The organism is Listeria booriae (genome assembly GCF_000766865.1).
GTDB classification, from domain to species: Bacteria; Bacillota; Bacilli; order Lactobacillales; family Listeriaceae; genus Listeria_A; species Listeria_A booriae.
Genome location: NZ_JNFA01000023.1, coordinates 277,611 through 297,580, shown reverse-complemented (window position 1 = coordinate 297,580; position 19,970 = coordinate 277,611). Strand labels below are relative to the sequence as shown.

At 42.0% G+C, this 19,970-nt stretch carries 19 protein-coding genes; 11 read left to right on the top strand and 8 right to left on the bottom strand.

Features of this window, described 5'->3' with window-relative positions; all coding sequences use genetic code 11:
- Positions 1-8 precede the first annotated feature (8 nt).
- The 8 genes from EP57_RS09385 to coaA all read left to right on the top strand — a co-directional run bounded on the left by EP57_RS09385 (position 9) and on the right by coaA (position 7,404).
- The gene (locus EP57_RS09385) at positions 9-1,100 is read left to right on the top strand and encodes an ABC transporter ATP-binding protein (RefSeq protein ID WP_036086058.1); all 1,092 of its coding nucleotides are present in this window, start codon (positions 9-11) and stop codon (positions 1,098-1,100) included.
- A 3-nt stretch (positions 1,101-1,103) separates the two neighbouring features.
- Entirely contained in the window at positions 1,104-1,910 is an 807-nt protein-coding gene (locus tag EP57_RS09380) for an ABC transporter permease (RefSeq protein ID WP_036086056.1), read from the top strand.
- On the top strand, positions 1,907-2,716 hold the full coding sequence (locus EP57_RS09375) for an ABC transporter permease (RefSeq protein ID WP_036086055.1): 810 nt from the start codon (positions 1,907-1,909) through the stop codon (positions 2,714-2,716). Before EP57_RS09380 ends, EP57_RS09375 begins: the two co-directional genes overlap by 4 nt.
- Positions 2,713-3,786 (top strand): ABC transporter substrate-binding protein, encoded by a 1,074-nt coding sequence (locus tag EP57_RS09370; RefSeq protein WP_036086053.1) that lies wholly within the window; start codon positions 2,713-2,715, stop codon positions 3,784-3,786. Before EP57_RS09375 ends, EP57_RS09370 begins: the two co-directional genes overlap by 4 nt.
- 111 nt (positions 3,787-3,897) lie before the next feature.
- Positions 3,898-4,341 carry a VOC family protein gene (locus EP57_RS09365; protein ID WP_036086052.1) on the top strand — a complete coding sequence of 148 codons (444 nt, stop codon included), beginning with the start codon at positions 3,898-3,900 and terminating at the stop codon, positions 4,339-4,341.
- Positions 4,342-4,470: 129 nt separating this feature from the next.
- A complete protein-coding gene (locus EP57_RS09360; protein WP_036086050.1) occupies positions 4,471-5,490 on the top strand; it encodes a permease in 1,020 nt (339 codons plus the stop codon).
- A 14-nt stretch (positions 5,491-5,504) separates the two neighbouring features.
- On the top strand, positions 5,505-6,347 hold the full coding sequence (locus tag EP57_RS09355; protein WP_036086047.1) for a TIGR03943 family putative permease subunit: 843 nt from the start codon (positions 5,505-5,507) through the stop codon (positions 6,345-6,347).
- Between the two features lie 136 nt (positions 6,348-6,483).
- On the top strand, positions 6,484-7,404 hold the full coding sequence (coaA, locus tag EP57_RS09350) for a type I pantothenate kinase (protein ID WP_036086221.1): 921 nt from the start codon (positions 6,484-6,486) through the stop codon (positions 7,402-7,404).
- A gap of 133 nt (positions 7,405-7,537) precedes the next feature.
- Here the strand turns inward: coaA and EP57_RS17360 are convergent, their stop codons facing one another.
- Positions 7,538-7,657, bottom strand: a complete 120-nt coding sequence (locus EP57_RS17360; RefSeq protein ID WP_368656532.1) for a type I toxin-antitoxin system Fst family toxin — start codon at positions 7,655-7,657, stop codon at positions 7,538-7,540.
- 206 nt (positions 7,658-7,863) lie between these two features.
- Here EP57_RS17360 and EP57_RS09345 point away from each other — a divergent pair, with 206 nt between their 5' ends.
- The 3 genes from EP57_RS09345 to EP57_RS09335 are packed head-to-tail and all read left to right on the top strand — an operon-like array spanning position 7,864 to position 10,424.
- Positions 7,864-8,589, top strand: coding sequence for an ABC transporter ATP-binding protein (locus tag EP57_RS09345; RefSeq protein ID WP_036086045.1), 726 nt, complete (start codon positions 7,864-7,866; stop codon positions 8,587-8,589).
- Positions 8,589-9,755 (top strand): ABC transporter permease, encoded by a 1,167-nt coding sequence (locus tag EP57_RS09340; protein ID WP_036086219.1) that lies wholly within the window; start codon positions 8,589-8,591, stop codon positions 9,753-9,755. Before EP57_RS09345 ends, EP57_RS09340 begins: the two co-directional genes overlap by 1 nt.
- A 15-nt stretch (positions 9,756-9,770) precedes the next feature.
- A complete protein-coding gene (locus EP57_RS09335; protein WP_036086044.1) occupies positions 9,771-10,424 on the top strand; it encodes a TetR/AcrR family transcriptional regulator in 654 nt (217 codons plus the stop codon).
- A 42-nt stretch (positions 10,425-10,466) separates the two neighbouring features.
- Here the strand turns inward: EP57_RS09335 and kdpDN are convergent, their stop codons facing one another.
- The 7 genes from kdpDN to ltaS form a co-directional block, all read right to left on the bottom strand.
- Positions 10,467-11,618 carry a KdpD-like non-kinase potassium sensor gene (gene kdpDN, locus EP57_RS09330; RefSeq protein ID WP_036086042.1) on the bottom strand — a complete coding sequence of 384 codons (1,152 nt, stop codon included), beginning with the start codon at positions 11,616-11,618 and terminating at the stop codon, positions 10,467-10,469.
- A gap of 15 nt (positions 11,619-11,633) precedes the next feature.
- The gene (kdpC, locus tag EP57_RS09325; RefSeq protein WP_036086041.1) at positions 11,634-12,188 is read right to left on the bottom strand and encodes a potassium-transporting ATPase subunit KdpC; all 555 of its coding nucleotides are present in this window, start codon (positions 12,186-12,188) and stop codon (positions 11,634-11,636) included.
- A gap of 13 nt (positions 12,189-12,201) precedes the next feature.
- Complete coding sequence (kdpB, locus tag EP57_RS09320) at positions 12,202-14,232, bottom strand: potassium-transporting ATPase subunit KdpB (RefSeq protein WP_036086039.1); 2,031 nt, start codon at positions 14,230-14,232, stop codon at positions 12,202-12,204.
- A gap of 12 nt (positions 14,233-14,244) precedes the next feature.
- On the bottom strand, positions 14,245-15,918 hold the full coding sequence (gene kdpA / locus EP57_RS09315) for a potassium-transporting ATPase subunit KdpA (RefSeq protein WP_036086038.1): 1,674 nt from the start codon (positions 15,916-15,918) through the stop codon (positions 14,245-14,247).
- 19 nt (positions 15,919-15,937) lie between these two features.
- The gene (gene kdpF / locus EP57_RS17355; RefSeq protein ID WP_077912875.1) at positions 15,938-16,015 is read right to left on the bottom strand and encodes a K(+)-transporting ATPase subunit F; all 78 of its coding nucleotides are present in this window, start codon (positions 16,013-16,015) and stop codon (positions 15,938-15,940) included.
- Between the two features lie 396 nt (positions 16,016-16,411).
- The gene (locus EP57_RS09310; RefSeq protein WP_036086036.1) at positions 16,412-17,650 is read right to left on the bottom strand and encodes a dicarboxylate/amino acid:cation symporter; all 1,239 of its coding nucleotides are present in this window, start codon (positions 17,648-17,650) and stop codon (positions 16,412-16,414) included.
- Positions 17,651-17,778: 128 nt separating this feature from the next.
- Complete coding sequence (gene ltaS / locus EP57_RS09305) at positions 17,779-19,764, bottom strand: lipoteichoic acid synthase (RefSeq protein ID WP_036086028.1); 1,986 nt, start codon at positions 19,762-19,764, stop codon at positions 17,779-17,781.
- Positions 19,765-19,970: the final 206 nt, after the last annotated feature.

Below are 19,970 nucleotides of genomic sequence, written 5' to 3'. Positions count from 1 at the left end.
AAACACGGATGGCAGAAACAATTATTCGCTTTGAAAATGTAACAAAGCAGTTCGATAATGACCCACCGGTACTTGATAATGTTAGTTTTGAGATTGAAAAAGGGAAATTTTATACGTTACTCGGACCTTCTGGTTGTGGTAAAACGACGATTTTGCGCCTGATTGCTGGTTTTTTAGAGGCGAGTGATGGCAAGATTTTTCTAAACGATAAGGTCATTAATGAAATTCCAGCGAACAAGCGACCTGTAAACACGGTTTTTCAGGATTATGCGTTATTTCCGCATTTGAATGTCTTTGAAAACGTGGCTTTTGGCTTGCGTATTAAGAAAATGAAGAAAGACGTGATTCAGCAAAAAGTCGTGGAAGCCTTGCGTTTTGTGAACTTAGCTGGTTATGAAAAACGGGAGATTACGGAGATGTCTGGTGGTCAGCGTCAACGTGTGGCGATTGCTCGCGCGATTGTGAATGAGCCGGAAGTTATTTTGCTGGATGAGCCGTTGTCTGCACTGGATTTGAAATTGCGTACGGAAATGCAGTATGAATTGCGTGATTTGCAGCGCCGACTTGGTATTACGTTTATTTTTGTGACGCATGATCAGGAAGAAGCGCTTGCGATGAGTGATGAGATTTTTGTTTTGAATAAAGGCGAGATTCAGCAAAGTGGAACGCCGATTGATATTTACGATGAGCCGATTAATCGCTTTGTGGCGGACTTTATTGGAGAGTCGAACATTGTTTCTGGGAAGATGATTCAAGATTTCGAAGTGGAATTTGTGGAGCGTCGTTTTGAATGTGTCGACCAAGGTTTCAACCCGAATGAGGTTGTGGAAGTGATTATTCGCCCTGAGGATTTGGAAATTACGACCGAAGAAAAAGGCAATTTGCGTGTCACAGTCGACTGGGTCTTGTTCCGCGGGGTGCATTACGAAATTGGTTGTATTGATGAAGATGGCAACGAGTGGCTGGTTCATTCTACGAAAAAAGCAAAAATCGGTGAAAAATTAGGCTTAGCATTCGATCCTGAGGCGATTCACGTCATGCGCCTTGGCGAGACAGAAGAAGAGTTCGATGCGCGTCTGGAAAGTTATGAAGAGGCGTAAGCGATGACAAAGCGAGCGCGTACATTCTACCTTGTTCCTTATGCCATCTGGATTTTATTATTTGTTATCGCACCGATTTTGTTAATTGTGTATTACTCGTTTTTTGATATTGACGGGAATTTAACGTTTTCGAATTATGTTGATTTTTTCACGCCAGTTTATTTAAAAATGACGCTGAGTTCGTTTTGGTATGCGTTTTTAATTATGTTATTTACGTTACTGATTTCGTATCCGACGGCGCTTGTTTTGACGAAATTAAAGCATAAGCAGCTGTGGTTGCTACTGATTATTTTGCCGACATGGATTAATTTGTTGCTCAAAGCCTATGCGTTTATGGGGATTTTCGGGACTTACGGGACGGCGAATCAGTTTTTGAGATTTATTGGTGTTGGTACGAAGCAGATTTTGTTTACGGATTTTAGTTTCTTGTTTGTATCGACGTATATTTTTATTCCATTTATGATTTTGCCGATTTTTAATGCGTTGGAGGAGATGAGTCCATCGTTAACGAATGCGGCGCAAGACTTGGGAGCTTCTCGTTGGACAACGTTCTGGCGTGTCGTGTTCCCGATTACGCTGGATGGCGTGAAAGCGGGTTGCCAAGCGGTGTTTATTCCTGCGCTTTCGCTATTCATGATTACTAGGTTAATTGCTGGAAACCGCGTTATTACGCTTGGGACCGCGATTGAAGAACATTTCTTAGTGACGCAAGACTGGGGAATGGGCGCGACAATCGGTGTATTCCTAATCATCGCGATGATTATTATTATGTTTGTTTCTGGCGCGAAACGGAAAGGGGCGGCGAAATGAAAAAAGGAAACAAATGGGGCAAACTTTATTTAGCCGTCGTATTCATTGTTTTGTATGCACCAATCTTTTATTTGATGTTTTATTCCTTTAATGCTGGCGGGAAAATGAGCCATTTCAGTGGTTTTACGCTAGATTATTATAAAGAGGTTTTTCAGGATACGCGATTGTTAATCATTGTGTTGAATACGTTTGTGGTCGCTTTGCTTTCATCAGTGATTGCGACGATTTTCGGGGTGCTTGGTGCGCTTGCGATTCGCTACATGCCGCGGCCATTCACGAAAAACTCCTTGCTTAGTTTGAACAATGTTTTAATTGTAAGTCCAGATGTTGTTATTGGGGCATCATTTTTGATTTTCTTCACGATTTTAGGTGTGAAATTAGGCTTTATTTCGGTACTTGTTTCGCATATTGCGTTTAGTATTCCGATTGTTGTCTTGATGGTATTGCCGAAATTACAAGAGATGAGCCCAACATTGATTGATGCAGCGCGTGATTTAGGTGCTAGCCAATGGAACGTGCTTAGCAAAGTGATTTTGCCGTACATTGCGCCTGGCGTTTTTGCTGGCTTTTTCATGGCGCTGACGTATTCACTGGATGATTTTGCGGTGACATTTTTTGTAACGGGGAATGGCTTTACAACACTGTCTGTTGAGATTTACTCGCGGGCGCGCCAAGGGATTTCGCTTTCGATTAATGCCTTGTCGACGTTGCTATTCCTATTCACAATCGTGCTTGTTATTGGTTATTACTTCATTAACAAACGGAACGCGAAGGGCACGCAAGGATTGGAGGTGCCGCCAAAATGAAGCAATTAGTTCGTGTTTTTGGTGTGGTTATTATTGCAGCGGTGCTGATGATGGTGCTCGCGTTTTCATTGAACAAGTCGGAAGGTTATTCTGGCGGGAACACGCTAACAATCTATAATTGGGGTGATTACGTGGACCCTGCCTTACTGAAAAAATTCGAAAAAGAGTCTGGCATTAAAGTCATTTATCAAACGTTTGACTCGAATGAAGCGATGATGACAAAAATCGAACAAGGCGGGACAACGTTTGACATTGCTGTTCCGAGTGACTATGCGATCAGTAAAATGCGCGAAGAGAACTTGTTGATTCCGCTTGATAAATCGAAGTTGCCGAATATGAAATATTTAAATCCGCGTTTTATGGATTTGTCTTTTGATGAAGGGAATAAGTATTCGATGCCATATTTCTGGGGCACGCTCGGCATTATTTACAACAAGAAAATGATTCAAGATATCCCGTTTACGAGTTGGAATGATTTATGGCGCCCTGAATTGAAAAATCAAATTTTGCTTATTGATGGTGCGCGTGAGGTGATGGGGCTTGGCCTAAACAGCCTCGGCTACTCATTGAACAGTAAGAACAAGGTGGAACTGCAAGAAGCTTTGATGAAACTAAAAGAAATGACGCCGAACGTAAAAGCAATTGTTGGCGATGAAATCAAGATTTTGATGGCAGGCGATGAAGCTGGCGTGGCGGTAACTTTCTCTGGAGAAGCAGCAGAAATGCTTAGCGAAAACGAGAATTTAGAATATGTGATTCCAAAAGAAGGCTCGAATTTATGGTTTGATAATATGGTCATTCCGAAGACTGCTAAAAATGTCGATGGGGCGCATAAATTTATCAATTTCATGCTAAAACCTGAAAATGCGGCGCAAAATGCGGAATATGTTGGTTATGCGACGCCGAATGAAGCGGCCGTGAAACTTTTGCCAAAAGAAATTTCTTCTGATAAACGTTTCTACCCAGACCTAGACCAATTGAAGAACTTGGAAGTGTATGATAATCTCGGTAAGCGAATGTTGTCGTATTACAATGAGTTATTTTTAGAATTTAAGATGTATCGTAAGTAGACCATTTGATTAAAATCGCCCAATCGGGATACTTTTTACAGTTATTAATTGTAATGAAACCTTTCATCGTCTATAATCCAGATGTAGCACAATTCGAAAGGTGGAGAAAAAATGGCAAAGTTCTATGCTTATTTAAGTTTTGAGAATGCGAAAGAATCAATGGATTACTACAAAGATGTATTTGGTGCAACGCTATTACAACGCATGCCGATGGATGAGAACATGGCTAAAGAATGGGGACTTCCAACGGATAACCTAGAAAACACAACGATTCACGGTGGATTTGTTGTACTTGGAAACACGATTTTCTGTAGTGACCGCACTCGTGACGGGGAGCCATTCTCCTCAAGCGTAACCGTGATGCTGGATTTCAACTCAGAAGATGCAGAAGATGTTGCAGCGCTCGATTCGCTTTATAAGAAAGTAACAGAGAGTGGCGTAGAAATTATCGATCCGCTAAAAGAACAATTCTGGGGCGGCAAAATGGGTATTATTAAAGATAAATACGGTCTTGTATGGATGTTCCACGCGCAACCGTATTCGAAATTACAATAATCATAAAAAAGGGCATGTTCTTGCGGTTTAAGCGAGAATGTGCCCTTTTATAACTTGATTTCCTTGCGAAAGAAGCATAAAATCAAGAAGTTAGCTTAGCAAAACTTTAAAGTGCAAGGAAGTGAACACATGTTTCAACATTTACCTGATTCATTTTTACAGATGAATACGATTTTTATTTCGATTATGATTGAGGCTTTGCCGTTTGTATTGATTGGTGTTTTTATTGCAGGCTTCATTCAAATGTTTATTTCTGAGGCGTTTATTGCTAAGATAATGCCTAAAAACCGATTTTTAGCGGTGATTGTTGGTTCGGTGATTGGTGTCCTTTTCCCATCGTGTGAATGCGGGATTGTGCCTATCGTCCGAAACTTGATTGCAAAAGGGGTGCCATTACATGCGGGAATCGCTTTTATGTTGACGGCGCCGATTATTAATCCAGTGGTGTTATTTTCAACGTATGTCGCGTTTGGTAGTACGTGGGAAATACCACTATTACGTGTTGCAGGGAGCTTAGTCGTCGCGATGGTCGTTGGCTGCGCGATTGCTTATTTTTATAAAGGGAACGGCTTGAAAGAGAAATTTATGTTATATGAAACTGCTGGCGAAAAGAAGGCGAAAGAACAACAACCAGTCATGGCGATTGCGGGAATGGATGTTGGTATATCAACAGGTTCGGCGCATACATTAGCCCACGAACATGAACACCATCATGAGCATCATCACCACGAACATGAAGCAGAAGCGATGCCGATGAAGTCTAAAATTTGGCATACATTGCAACACGCGGTGGATGAATTTTTCTCTGTGGGGAAATTTCTCGTGTTTGGGGCGTTAATTGCGGCGGCAATGCAGACATATATTAAAACATCCACACTTGTTTCTATTGGACACGGTCCTGTCTTGTCAATCTTACTCATGATGGCACTCGCGTTCATCTTATCGCTTTGTTCGGAAGCAGATGCTTTTATTGGTGCGTCATTCCGCAGTGTTTTTTCTACACAATCCATCGTCGCATTTTTAGTGTTCGGCCCAATGCTTGATATTAAAAATTTGATGATGATGATGGCAACTTTTAAAGCAAAATTTGTTGCGTTTATTGTTATTGGTGTAACCGTTACTGTGTTTATTTATGCATTATTAATCTAGAAGGAGGGCGTTTTATGTTTCGTGTTTTTATACTATTTGGTTTCGCCTTCTATTTGATGCAGCTGCATATTACCGGAGATATTAGTAAGTACATCAACATGAAGTACTCGTATTTGTCACTAGCGGCGATGATTGCAGCGTTTTTACTCGGTTTGGTACAGCTAATTATGATTTTCCGTGACGAAGATTTGGCGCACGACCACGAGCATAATGGGCATACACATGAAGGCGAAAATACCTTTTGGCGCAAAATTTTAGTCTATGGCTTGCTGATTTATCCGCTAATCGCTGGTTTTATGTTTCCAATTGCAACGCTTAATTCAACGATTGTCGATGCAAAAGGGTTTCACTTTCCAAAAAATGATGCGGCGGGCGATGATCCTTACGCGATGAATCAATTTTTGAAGCCAGATACGAGTGGTTATTTTGGAAAATCGGATTATGATAAGATGATTGCCAAGGAAAAAGCAGCGATTATTCATGATAATCCGATTAAGGTGACGGATGCGAATTATTTAATGACAATGGAAATTATTTATACGTATCCTGGCGAATTTGAAGGGAAGCAGATTGAATTTACTGGTTTTGTGTATAATGATCCCGTGACAAAAGGCGGCAACTTATTTGTTTTCCGGTTCGGTATTATTCACTGTGTGGCAGATTCTGGCGTGTACGGGATGTTGGTACATATGCCTGATGAGGAGACCGACCTTGCTAATGACACGTGGGTGAAAGTGAGCGGAACGATTGCACAAGAATATTACGCACCTTTCAAAATGGACATTCCTGCTGTAAAAGTCGAGAAATACGGCGAAATTCCAAAACCGAAAGATGTGTATGTCTACCGCACCTATTAAGCTCAGACAACACGTATTGGGGTATGTCTTGGATTTATGGACATTGCCTCAATATACGTTGTTGCGTAAATGGAGAAGATGCGTTATGCTTAACCGTGTGAAAACGAAAACAAACTAGAGAAGGATGGAAATGAATATGAATCATTATTCACCCTACTTTCACTTTCCGCGCGAAGATTGGCGTAAGCTGGAAGTAAGTAAAGACCAGATGTTAACAGCGGAAGAACTCGAAAATATTAGAGGATTAAACGATCGCATCTCACTCGAAGATGTTGCTGAAATATATTTACCACTCGTTAAATTATTAGCTATCCACTACCATGAACAAGTGTTTATTCACGGTCAGAAGATGGAGTATTTAAAGCGCCATGCCACGCATACACCGTTTGTCATAGGGATTGCAGGAAGCGTTGCTGTTGGTAAAAGTACGACAGCGCGAGTACTCAAAATCATGCTAGATCGCTGGTTTTCTAAAACACGCAAGGTAGAGCTTATCACAACGGATGGCTTCTTACACCCAAATGCTGTGTTGGAAGAAAAAGGCTTGATGGAGCGTAAAGGATTTCCGGAAAGTTATGATAGAGGTCGCTTCGTTGCTTTTTTGAATGATTTGAAGAGTAATAAAGAGAATATTGAAGTACCGCTTTATTCACATTTTACATACGATATTTTGGAGGAGACGCGTGTCATTAATCAGCCGGATATTGTGATTGTGGAAGGGATTAATGTGTTACAAGTAGACCCTGAACAGGCAGTTTTTCCAAGTGACTTCTTTGACTTCTCTATTTATATTGATGCAGAAGAAAGCCAAATTAAACGCTGGTATTTGGAGCGGTTTTTTATGCTGCGTGAGACCGCTTTTCAAGACACAAGCTCGTATTTTCATCGATATACAGAAATTAGCGAAGACGAAGCACGCAAGTTTGCTCTAGATACCTGGGAGAAAATTAATGGTGTCAATCTGAAAGAAAACATCGAGCGAACCAAATACCGCGCCCAACTCATCCTGAAAAAAGGCGCAGATCATCTGATTTCAGACGTTTATTTGAGGAAGTAGAAATAGAGTTGAAAAGAGAGAAGAAACATGGTAGAATGATTTTAAGGAAAAAAAGAATCGATAGACACACGAAAGAGCCCCGAAGCTGCTCAAAGACATCGGGGCTTTTTTTATTGCGTTGTGATTGGAACTTTTATCGTCCATTTTTAGTCCGGCTGCTACGATGTTCCAACCAGTACTTGTAAGTAACGAGTGTCACTCCTACAAGAATCGGAGCTACTAGACTGGAAAAAATCAGAATCAACAGACACACCTCCTTCCATAAAAACGAGCTCGAAGGTTGACGACAAATCCATTATAGCACGCTTGTTGCCAGTGTTTAAGCATTTTTCACAAAGTTGTATTTTAAATGATTATATGGATTTTTAAGCCCTTATTAGCGTATTGCTTTACAATTATTTTTTTTGTTGTACAATGAAAGTGAGTAATCACTCATTTTTGTGGAGGAGGGTTTTTGAAATGGGAGAAGTGGCAGTTCGGGTGGATAATCTTGCGCTATCGTTTGGGAAAAAGCAGATTTTGACGGATATTGGACTGGAAGTGAATAAGGGCGAGATTTTCGGATTGATTGGTCCTTCTGGTGCTGGGAAAACGACGCTTGTGAAGGTTATTGTTGGAATGGAAAAAGGAGACACTGGCGAGGTGACGGTTTTAGATAAGCGGATGCCGAATCTTGGTGTTATTGGAAACATCGGCTATATGGCACAATCGGACGCGCTGTATATTGATTTGACGGCGAAGGAGAACATGGAGTTTTTCGCGGCGCTTTATTCTTTGAAGGGGGCTAAGCGCAAGGAACGGATTGCGTATGCAGCGAAATTGGTGAACTTGGAAGGTGAGTTGAACAAGCAGGTGAGCGATTTTTCGGGCGGGATGAAACGGCGTTTGTCGCTTGCGATTTCGATGTTGCAAGACCCGGATGTGTTGATTTTGGATGAACCGACTGTCGGAATTGATCCGGAGTTGCGTAAATCGATTTGGGATGAGTTGGATATGTTGAAGGAGCAGGGGAAATGTATTCTTGTGACGACGCATGTGATGGATGAGGCGGAGAAATGTGACCGGCTAGCGATGGTTCGTAATGGAAAAATTATCGCAGTAGGCACACCTCAGGAGCTTGAGGCGAAGACGTCTACTGGAAAATTAGAAGATGCCTTCTTACAGTTTGGAGGTGTGCAATCATGATACGAGTCATGGCGATTGTGAAACGGATTGCGAATCAGTTTAGACGGGATAAACGAACGTTGGCACTGATGTTTATTGCTCCGCTGATTTTGATTACGCTGATTAATTATTTGTTCGATGGAGATGCTGTGGACCCGAAAGTCGGTGTACAAGGCGTTTCATCGGAAATGGTGGCGCAACTGAAGGACACGGATATTAAGGTCAAGCAGTATGATGCTGTTTCCAATGTGAAAAATACGATTAAGTCAGATGATCTAGATGCTTTTATCAAACAAGATGGGGCAGATGTTCAATTGACTTTTGAGAATAGTGACCCTGGGGTTAGTAAGCAAATTCAGATGAAATTGCAGGCGGCTTTGATGGCGGAGCAGAAAGATGCGATGAAACAGTTGGGGGAATCGATGCAGGAAACAGCGGCAAAGGTGCAACAGTCCTTGGCGGCGGTGGCGAAACAATATGCGGCGCAAACTGGTCAGCAATTGGATATTCCGAAGGTGAATTTGCAAATTCCAGATCAGCAGCAGTTGGCGATTTCGACGGGTTATATATACGGGGATGCGGATACGACGTTTTTTGATACGATTGGACCGATTTTCATTGGCTTCTTTGTATTCTTCTTTGTGTTCCTGATTGCTGGGATTTCGTTCTTGCGCGAGCGGACAACGGGGACTTTGGAGCGTTTGATGGCAACTCCGATTAAGCGCTGGGAATTGGAAACGGGATATTTACTCGGTTTCGGGATTTTTGCTTTGGCGCAGTCGATTATTGTGGCATTGTATTCGATTCATGTGCTTGATATGGTGCAGATGGGCTCGATTTGGTATGTGTTATTGATTACGTTGATGTTGGCGATGGTTGCTTTGACGCTAGGCATTTTATTATCGACATTTGCGAATAATGAGTTCCAGATTGTGCAATTTATTCCGATTGTTATTGTACCGCAAGTTTTGTTCTGTGGGATTTTCCCGTTAGAAGGAATGGCGGATTGGTTGCAGTGGATTGCGCATATTATGCCGCTTTATTATGGCGCAGATGCGTTGACATCGATTATGGTGAAGGGCGAGGGCTTTGCAGGTTTTGCAACGGATTTCTATATTTTAGTAGGATTTGCGCTCGTATTTATGATTTTAAACATTTTTGCATTGAAGAAATATCGTAAAATATAGAAAGGAGTAGCGGCAATGGGGAATAGTAATGATATTCTGACGCAGATGTTAGAGGTAGCGGAACAGGATAAGAAAATGAGTGAAAAACAGAAAAAAATTGTTGCGGCGGCGATTGAATTGTTTGCAGAACGCGGATTTGCGGCAACATCTACGAGTGAGATTGCGAAGCGTGCGGGTGTTGCGGAAGGGACGATTTTTAGGCATTATAAGACGAAGAAAGATTTGCTGACTTCGATTACGATGCCGATTATGATTGAAAGCGTCGCGCCATTTTTAGCTAGGAATTTTGTTGCGGAAGTTTTTGAGCAGGAATATCCAGATTTTCGGACATTTTTGATGGCGTTAGTTCGGAATCGATTTGAATTTGCGCGCGAAAATAGTAGTGTCGTGAAGATTTACATGCAGGAATTGTTGTATCATGATGAGATGAGAGAACAGTTTTCGAAGATTTTTATGGTGCATGTGAAGGGGCAGTTTGATCGGATTATTAATTTTTATAAGGAACGTGGGGAGATTAATGATATGCCCAATAGTACAATCATGCGGGCATTGATTACAAACATAATTGGCTTTTTGATAACGCGTTTTATGATTATGCCTCAAGCGAATTGGGAAGATGACGCGGAAATTGAACGTACGGTGACGTGTATTTTAAATGGTATATCATGAAAAAAGAAGGAATCTCGATGGTGGAGGTTCCTTCTTTTGTGTCTAATTTTTTCGTGAATCGGCGACGATATGAATATCAATGCCATCGGTTTCGCGCATAATCGCGCCGACAATCGAGCCTTTGGTGAGTTCTTCTAGGCGGGTTTTGACGGATTGGCCGAGGATGATTTGCGTGATGTGGTGCTTCTTCGCGATTTCTGTGATGATATGGAAAATTTTACGGTTATTCTTTTTCTCCATGATAAAAGTAGCACCGAATTCTGTGGCGAGTTTTTTCCATGTGTTGTATTTTTTCTGTGTGTAGGGATCGAGCTCGTTGTAATCGCCTGATATTGCTGTTAGGATGAAGAGTTCGGCTCGTAAACGGTTCGAGATACGCCAGCCGCGACGGATGAGTTTTTCTGCGTTGTCATCGTTTTTGACGCAAACGAGGATTTTTTCATTCATGGCGATGGCTTGGCGTCTTGCTTCTTCTTTATCGGTTTTGTCATCTACGTCATCGGCGACTTCTCGCAAAGCTAGTTCTCGGAGCGCGGAAAGGTTGCGCTGTGTAAAGAAATTCTCAAGAGATTGATTAATCTTGTTGCTGGCGTAAATTTTTCCTTCGCGCAATCGTTTTTGTAGTGTTTCGGCGGTGATGTCGATGAGGATGACTTCGCTTGCGACATCCAGCAAATAATCGGGAATGCGTTCGCGGACTTTGACGCCTGTAATTGTTTGAATGACATCGTGCAGACTCTCTAAATGTTGAATATTAACCGCGGATAGCACGTTGATTCGGTGGTCGAGAATTTCCAGTACGTCTTGGAATCTTTTGGCGTGCTTGGAGCCTGGAATGTTGCTGTGGGCGAGTTCGTCAATGACAACCACGTCAGGATTGCGAGCAATAATCGCTTCTACATCGAGGTCGTGAAAGGTGGTGCTTTTGTAGTCGATGCTTTTTAACGGAATAATTTCTAAATCGCCAATCATAGCGGCGGTTTCTTCCCGGTTGTGCGTTTCGACAAGGCCGATAACGACATCGATGCCTTCTTTCGCAAGTTCATGCGCTTCTGTCAACATGCGATAGGTTTTCCCAACGCCAGGCGCAGAGCCAATATAGATTTTTAGTTTGCCTTTTTTTAGCCGTTCGATTTCTTCTAAAAGTTCTTCAGGGGTTTTGCGGCGGAATGAAAAATCTTGTTCTTCGGACATCGATGTGTCACCTCCTTAATCAATGAGTTCGTTTAGTGCTAAATTCAGTTGCAAAACATTAACACGTGGTTCGCCAAAAATGCCAAGGGAGCGGTTCGTTGTGTTATCAGATACGAGTTCTGAAACGATTTTTGTATCGAGCTGGTTTGCTTTGGCAACACGGTCTACTTGTAGTTTTGCGCTAGCGACGGAAATATCGGGATCAAGTCCAGAGCCTGAATTAGTGACAAGATCGGCTGGGATATTGCTGCTAGACATTGTTGGGTTTTCTTTTTGTAGTGTTGCGATGCTGTTTTCCACGCGTTTTTTTAGTTCTGGATTGGACGGAGCTAAGTTTTCAGAACCGCTGGCGCTAGCGTTGTTAGCGATAGACGAAACGCGGCCGTGAAAATACTTATTCGATGCAAAATTTTGACCAATCCATTTTGAGCCGACGACTTCTCCATTTTTTTCGATAAGGGAGCCATTTGCTTTGTTTGGAAAAATGACTTGGGCGACTCCGGTTGCTGCGAGCGGATAAATAAGTCCGCAAATAACGATAAAGACAAGTGATAATCGTAATGCTTTCATCTTTATTTTCCTCCTAGATGAAGACCGAAACGGCCAAATCAATTATTTTTATACCGAAAAATGGGGCGATAACTCCGCCGAGTCCGTAAATGAATAAGTTTTTTTGTAGTAGCTTGCTGGCTTTCATTGGGACGTATTTCACGCCTTTCATGGCTAGTGGTATTAGAATCGGGATGATAATCGCATTGAAAATCAGGGCCGAAATAATAGCGCTAGTCGGGGAGGCGAGTTGCATGATGTTGAGTTGGTTCATTGCTGGGATGGCAATAGCAAACATCGCTGGTATAATCGCGAAATACTTGGCGATGTCATTTGCAATGCTGAATGTTGTTAGCGCACCACGAGTCATCAGCAGTTGCTTCCCGATAGAAACGACTTCGATGATTTTCGTTGGGTCAGAATCAAGATCGACCATGTTTGCGGCTTCTTTAGCTGCGATTGTTCCTGAGTTCATCGCCAGTCCAACGTCCGCTTGGGCAAGTGCCGGCGCATCATTAGTGCCATCGCCTGTCATCGCTACGAGTTTACCGAGTGCTTGCTCATCTTTAATGACTTGGATTTTGTCTTCGGGTTTGGATTCAGCGATATAGTCATCTACGCCTGCTTCTGCTGCAATAGTTTTGGCGGTTAATGGATTGTCGCCGGTACACATAATGGTTTTAATGCCCATTTTGCGAAGTTCGGCGAAGCGTTCTTGCATGCCAGGTTTCACGGTATCTTTTAGGTAGATAAAACCGTATACTTCATCATCTACCGAGACGGCAAGCGGTGTTCCGCCAAGTCTAGCGATGCTGTCGCCAACTTCTTGCATATTCGCTGGTAATTCGCCGCCTAGATCTTGTACCCAGCGGCTAATCGAGTCGGCTGCGCCTTTTCTAATTTTGCGTCCGTCTTGTAAAGTGATGCCGCTCATGCGAGTGTTCGCTTGAAATTCGATTTCTTCGGCAATTTGTGATGTATCGTCTAGAAACGCGATTTCCATTTGTTTTGCAAGGATAAGCACGGATTTTCCTTCTGGCGTATCGTCTTTTAAAGAACTGATTGCAGCAATTTCCGCGACTTCTGCCACAGAATGCCCGCCAACTGGTAAAAATTCACTCGCCATCCGATTCCCAAACGTAATCGTGCCAGTTTTGTCTAAAATAATCGTATTGATGTCTCCAGCGGCTTCCACGGCTTTCCCGCTCATCGCTAGAACGTTAAAACGAGTCACCCGGTCCATTCCCGCAATACCAATAGCAGAAAGGAGGGCGCCGATTGTCGTTGGAATAAGGCAAACAAGCAGAGCCACAAGCGTCGTCATTGACAGCATCACACCATTAAAACGGGCAATCGGATAAAGCGTAATAACAACAATTAAAAAAATAATCGTGAGCGTAATAAGCAAAATCGTGAGTGCTATTTCGTTCGGAGTTTTTTGACGTTTAGCGCCTTCTACCATGGAAATCATCTTATCAAGAAACGATTCGCCAGGATTGCTTTCAATGCGGACTTTAATGGCATCACTTAACACCATCGTTCCGCCAGTGACAGAAGCAAAATCACCGCCACTTTCTTTGATAACAGGAGCCGATTCACCAGTAATTGCAGATTCATCGATGGACGCGAGCCCTTCAATAATTTCGCCGTCACTTGGAATTAAATCGCCAACTTCAACGAGTACGACATCGCCTTTATGCAGGGTAGATGCAGCTACTTGTTTCACCGAGCCATCTTTTTGAAGCAGTTTTGCAGTCGTATCTGATTTCGTTTTCTTGAGCGAATCGGCTTGTGCCTTGCCGCGTCCTTCCGCCAAGCTTTCCGCAAAATTGGCAAACAGAATCGTTACGAACAAAATGATAAATATCGCTAATTCATAACCAAATGCGCCAGTGACGCCGAAAAAGGAAGGGAAAAGCATAAGCAACAAGACAACAAAAGTTCCGACTTCGACAACGAACATGACGGGATTTTTAATCATGTCAGCAGGGTTTAATTTTATAAAACTATTTTTTATCGCGGTAAACATCATATCACGGTTAAATAACGCCTTTTTTTTCTCCATTTTTTTACACTCCTACAAAGTTAAACTTTCGGCAATTGGACCAAGCGCTAAAACAGGCAGGAAGGTGAGGGCGCCGATAACGAGCACAACCATCACTAAAATCCCTGTAAATAAGCCATTGTCCGTTCTAAAAGTCCCAATCGTTTCTGGGATGAATTGTTTTTTCGTCATCGAACCTGCAACGGCAAGCAATAAAGCCATGGAAATATAGCGTCCTAAGAACATCACGATTCCAGTCATCAAGTTCCAGAAGGACGTATCGTCGCCAAGACCTTCGAATCCAGAACCATTATTAGCCGCAGAAGAAGTAAATTCATACAAAACTTGCGTCATCCCGTGAAAACCAGGATTAGAAATGGCTTCCGTACCGACCGTTGTCAGCAAAGCCGTGGCTGTTGGAATTAAAATAATAATCGGATGCACAAGCAATGTCAGCGTAATGAGCTTCATTTCACGCGGCTCAATTTTGCGTCCTAAAAACTCTGGCGTACGACCAATGAGCAGGCCACACAAAAAGACGCCAAGCATCGCGTACATCAACATATTTATCAAGCCCACACCATCGCCGCCAAACACGACATTAAGCATCATCAAGGCAAGTGTACCCATACCACCAAGCGGTGTCAGCGTATCGTGCATATTGTTCACCGACCCAGTCGTTGCAGCCGTCGTAATCGTACTAAACAAGGTGGAACCACCAAGTCCAAAGCGCATTTCCTTACCTTCCATACTGCCTTGCGCGTTCGAAACACCAAGTTGCGTCAATACCGGATTTCCTGCTTTTTCCGACATGAAAATCAGACCAAGAAAAACAAGGAACAACACAAACATCGCTGAAAAAATAACCCAGCCTTGCTTTTGATTTTTGGCAAAACGTCCGTAAGTATAGGTGAGTGAAGCGGGAATCGCCCACATTGCAAGCATTTCAATCACGTTTGTCAGCGGTGTCGGATTCTCAAAAGGATGCGCCGAGTTAGCTCCGAAGAAGCCGCCGCCGTTCGTGCCTAAATGCTTAATCGCCTCAAGCGAAGCCACTGGACCAAGCGCAATCGTTTGCTTCACACCTTCTAATGTCGTTACCGTATGCGAACTAGCCAGCGTCTGCGGAACCGCAAGAGCCACCAAGACAAGCGTCAAAATAAACGCAAAAGGCAACAACAAGCGCGTAATCGAGCGTGTAAAGTCCTCATAGAAATTCCCAAGTGTCGTACCCTTACTCGTAATCCCACGAATAAACGCAATCGCCACCGAAAGTCCAGTAGCCGCTGAGGTAAACATCATCATCGTAATAAAAATCATCTGCGTCATATTCGTGAGCGCTGTTTCGCCACTATAATGCTGCAAATTCGTATTCGTCATAAAACTAATCACTGTATTAAAAGCAAGCGTCGGATCAAGCCCACGTAAACCATGCAGATTCGCCCATAAACCTTGCATAAAAACAACTAAAAACCCAAATACCATCAAAATCCCATTCAAGAGTAACACCGAAGCAGCATATCGCTTCCAACTCATCGCTGGGCGGTCCTTCAAACCTGCCAATCGGTAAATACCATGCTCTACCTTTTCAAAAAAACGATTTCCTTTCATCGGTGCCCCCGCATAAATCGCGTACATGTACGTCCCAAGCGGCTTGATTAAACAACACAAAATCAAAATGACAACAATGATTTGTAAAATCTCCATGTTTAACTATCTCCCTCAATCAAAATTTCTCTGGATGAACCAATGCGTACACTAGATATCCTAATAACAGTACAGCAAACAACAAAATCGCAATCATCGTAAATCCTCCTCAGTCATAACTCCAATAAAAAAACACCCCAGATTCCGATCCGCGGATATAGAACGAGGAATCAAACGCCATTTCATCTCCCTTTTTCTAAATCGTGACATAGAGGTTCTGTATCCAATTAAATCACGCTTATACAATTGTTAAAAAATCGATTTTTAAAAAGCTAACATAGCTACCAAAAAACACGAAACCCTAGTTATATCAGTACTTCATAAAGTGAACTATTATTCCTATTTCCGAGCTATGCGACATATCATACTCCTATTTAAGCAAAAAGTAAACCAAAATCTTAAAAAATTTTTTCAAGTGAGACGGTGCCACATTTGGAGACAAAATAAAAAAGCGAAAGAGTCTAAAAAACTACATTTCGCTTTTCGTATAGAGCTATGCAAATTGTTTCGATAGCCAGTTCTTACCTTCCACAAAACGACTAACGAGCATCGCACAAACCGTATTTCCCGTTGAATTTAGTAATGTTGCAGGAATATCAATAATCGTACTAATAATCATAATCGTTCCAACCAGCTCAGGATTGAAACCGAAAACCGCACAAATCATTAATTCCCCAGTCATGCCACCACTTGGAATACCGCCCATCACAGCACCAACGAGAAAAGCTACGCCAAGAATGGCCAGTATACTCATCGGAGAAGTCATGTCTTTTCCAAACAAAGTGAACAAGAAAATAATCTTAATAATACCACCCATAACAGAACCATCTTTGTGGGTATTTGCTCCTAGAGGGATAATCGTTTCTGCAATATCATCAGGAACGCCCATTTTCTTCGTTGCCTGCAGATTCACAGGAATACATGCGGCACTAGAAGACGTTGCAATCGCTGTAATAGAAGGCGTAATCACGTTTTTCCAATACACTTTAACACCGAGCGGACCGCCAGCAATAAAAGCATAAAGCGTAAACGCGCCGAAATAATAAATAACCGCTAACACTAAATAAAGTAAGAATGAGTTCAAATACCCATTAATAATTTGGGGTCCAAGTTTTCCAACTGTATCCGCAAAGTAACAACCAAGACCAATCGGTGCTGCGTACATAATAATTTGCACAATCTTCAAAATCACTTCTGTACCGCTATTTAACAAATCGGCAAGCGGCTTTCCTTTATCACCAGCAAGCGATGTAGCGACCCCTAGAAGAATCGAAAACACGATCAAAGGCAATAAATTCGATTTTGAAAATAAATCGAGAAAATCAGGCACCGTGAACGTCTTAACGAGCGTCTCACCTAAAGAGCTACTTTGTGCTTCAGGAGCAGCAGGCAAGTTTTTAATAATTTGCGTCAAATCAACGCCTTTTAGCGGGTTATAAATCGTTGTCCCGATAAAAGCAATAATTCCAGCAATAATCGCTGTCGAGAAAAATACCGCAAAAATCGTCCCCATAATCTTACCAAGCCGCTTCATTCCGTTCATATTCGCAATGGCAGAAGAGATGCTCAAGAAAACAAGCGGCACAATCACAACAAACATCAAATTTAAAAAGATTTCCCCAATCGGTTTAACAACAGCTGTTTTCTCTCCAAAAATAACCCCAGCAGCTCCGCCAAGAATAATTCCGGAAAGTAAAAATAAGCTAAATCGATAGTTTTTTAGTACTTTCATATGTAGTTGACCTCCCTTTATCTTTTTCTAGAATAGCATTTTGCGAATGGAAAGGGAAGCCATTTTTGAGGGAAGGGGCATAAAAAAACCACCAAACCCTTGAAACAAAGGATTTGATGGTTCTAAAATTAATTTTCAGTGGTTGTTGTGTCTGTACTGCTCTTGTCTGTCGTTGTAGATTTGTTTTTGTTATTATAGTTATACTTCGAAGGATCGGTTTTCTTGAAGCCTTCAGGTGTGTAGAAGCGAAGTAGATCGCCTTGCAAGACTTCATCAGATAATTCGAGTTCTTTAGCAACATTGTCTTTCGTTGCTTTCATTTCGTCTGTTGTCGTCGTAATTTCTTCGCCAGTCTTCTGATTGTAGAACTTGCCGCCAATCATCGAGTAAGCAGGTGTAATGAAATCACCATTTCGGAATGGAACGACTTGTTTCACATCTTTAGAAAGCAAATCACTACCGAGTTGTACGTAATTCTTCGTATCTGTGCCTAATAAGTGTAGTAGGGTAGGTAAAACATCAATTTCACCGCCGTACGTATCTTTTACGCCACCTTCAACACCAGGAACGCGAATCATAAATGGAACACGTTGTGCTTGTGCGTTTTGATAAGCATCGTAATCGGTACCGAGCACTTTACTCATTGCTTGCGCGTGATTATCGGAAATACCGTAGTGATCGCCGTACATAACAATTACCGTATTGTCATACAAACCGCTATCTTTCAAATACTGCACGAAACTCTTCACAGCTTCATCTAAATAACGAGCAGTCTGGAAGTAACTATCCACGGAAGTATCACCAGTATCAGCCGGTTGAATCGTTGCTTCATCCGCAGCAATCGGATAAGGGAAGTGATTCGTTAACGTAATGAATTTCGCGTAAAACGGTTGTTTCAATGTTTGTAGATACTTCTCTGACTCTAGGAAGAACGGTTTGTCCTTCAAGCCATAGTTGGAAACGTCTTTCTCGTTCATATCATAGTAGCTAGCATCAAAGAAATGATTGTAGCCGAACTGTTTGTAAATTTCGTCGCGATTCCAGAAACTCTTATAGTTCCCATGGAAAACCGCTGAATCATAGCCTTGCTGACCTAAAATCGCTGGCGCTGATTGATACGTATTCTTACCTTTTGTGGAGAAGGCAGAACCTTGTGGAAGTCCGAATAATGAATTCTCCAGCATCATTTCGGCGTCGGAAGTTTTCCCTTGACCTGTTTGATGGAAGAAGTTCGTAAAGCTAATCGTGTTCTTATCTTTAAAGAACGAGTTAATAAACGGCGTCACTTCTTGTCCGTGTAGTTTATAGCCAATCAAGAATTGCTGGAAGCTCTCTAAATGGATATAAATAACGTTCTTACCTTTCGCCTTGCCAAAATACTCTGGATTCGGCTGTGCATAATTCGATTTCGTATAGTTCAACACAGCGTTGACATCGCTACTATCCGCGAGCGCGCGTTGTGTGGAGTTCTGTGTACTTTTTACAGCGTCGTAAATTTGGAAGTTCGTCATTCCAAGGTATTTCACGATATAAGTACGGTCAAATGTACGTGTTAATAGTTCTGGACGATCGATTTCCGCAAGACCTAAGTTCGCGAAGAACATCGCAACACCAAGCGTTAAAACACCAACTGTTTTGCGAGCACGAATACGCGCTTCTTTACTTGGTTTTACAATGCGGAAAACAAGTAATGCAATCAAGAAGAGTATATCCGCGAAGTAGAGAATATCGCTCCAGTGCATAAGGGCACCAAGACTACCACTTTGCTCACCAAGACTACCAATTTCTCGAATATTCGGCAACGTAATAAAATCACTGAAAAAGCGATAGTAAACCGCGTTTGCATAAAGGCCAAATGAAAGTATAAAGTCAATGACGATAATCCAAACAAACGACCGTCTTCCTTTTGCAAATAAGGCTAGTCCCATGAAGAATACTGCGGAACTTAGCGGATTAATCAGTAATAAGAATTGTTGCATTGGGTTCTCAATCCCCAAGTTAAATGCGACATTATAAGCAATATACGATTTTAGCCAAAATAGTATGACGGCTAGAATAAAAAATCCGTAGTTCTTACTTAAGAAACCTAGGACCTTTTCTTTCCATGCGTTCATAATTCACCTCTCCTAACACTCTGTGTGAGTAAGTACTGTTTCATTTTTTAAGACAAAAAAGAATAAAAAAAACTGGGTTGCTATGTAAAGAGCTTTGCGCTAATTCCAAACCCACGTTAATCTAATAGTAACATAACTTTAACAAAAACGAAACTAAAAAACATGCGTCGCAAGCCCGAGATATTTCTAAAACCTTGGTGTATCAG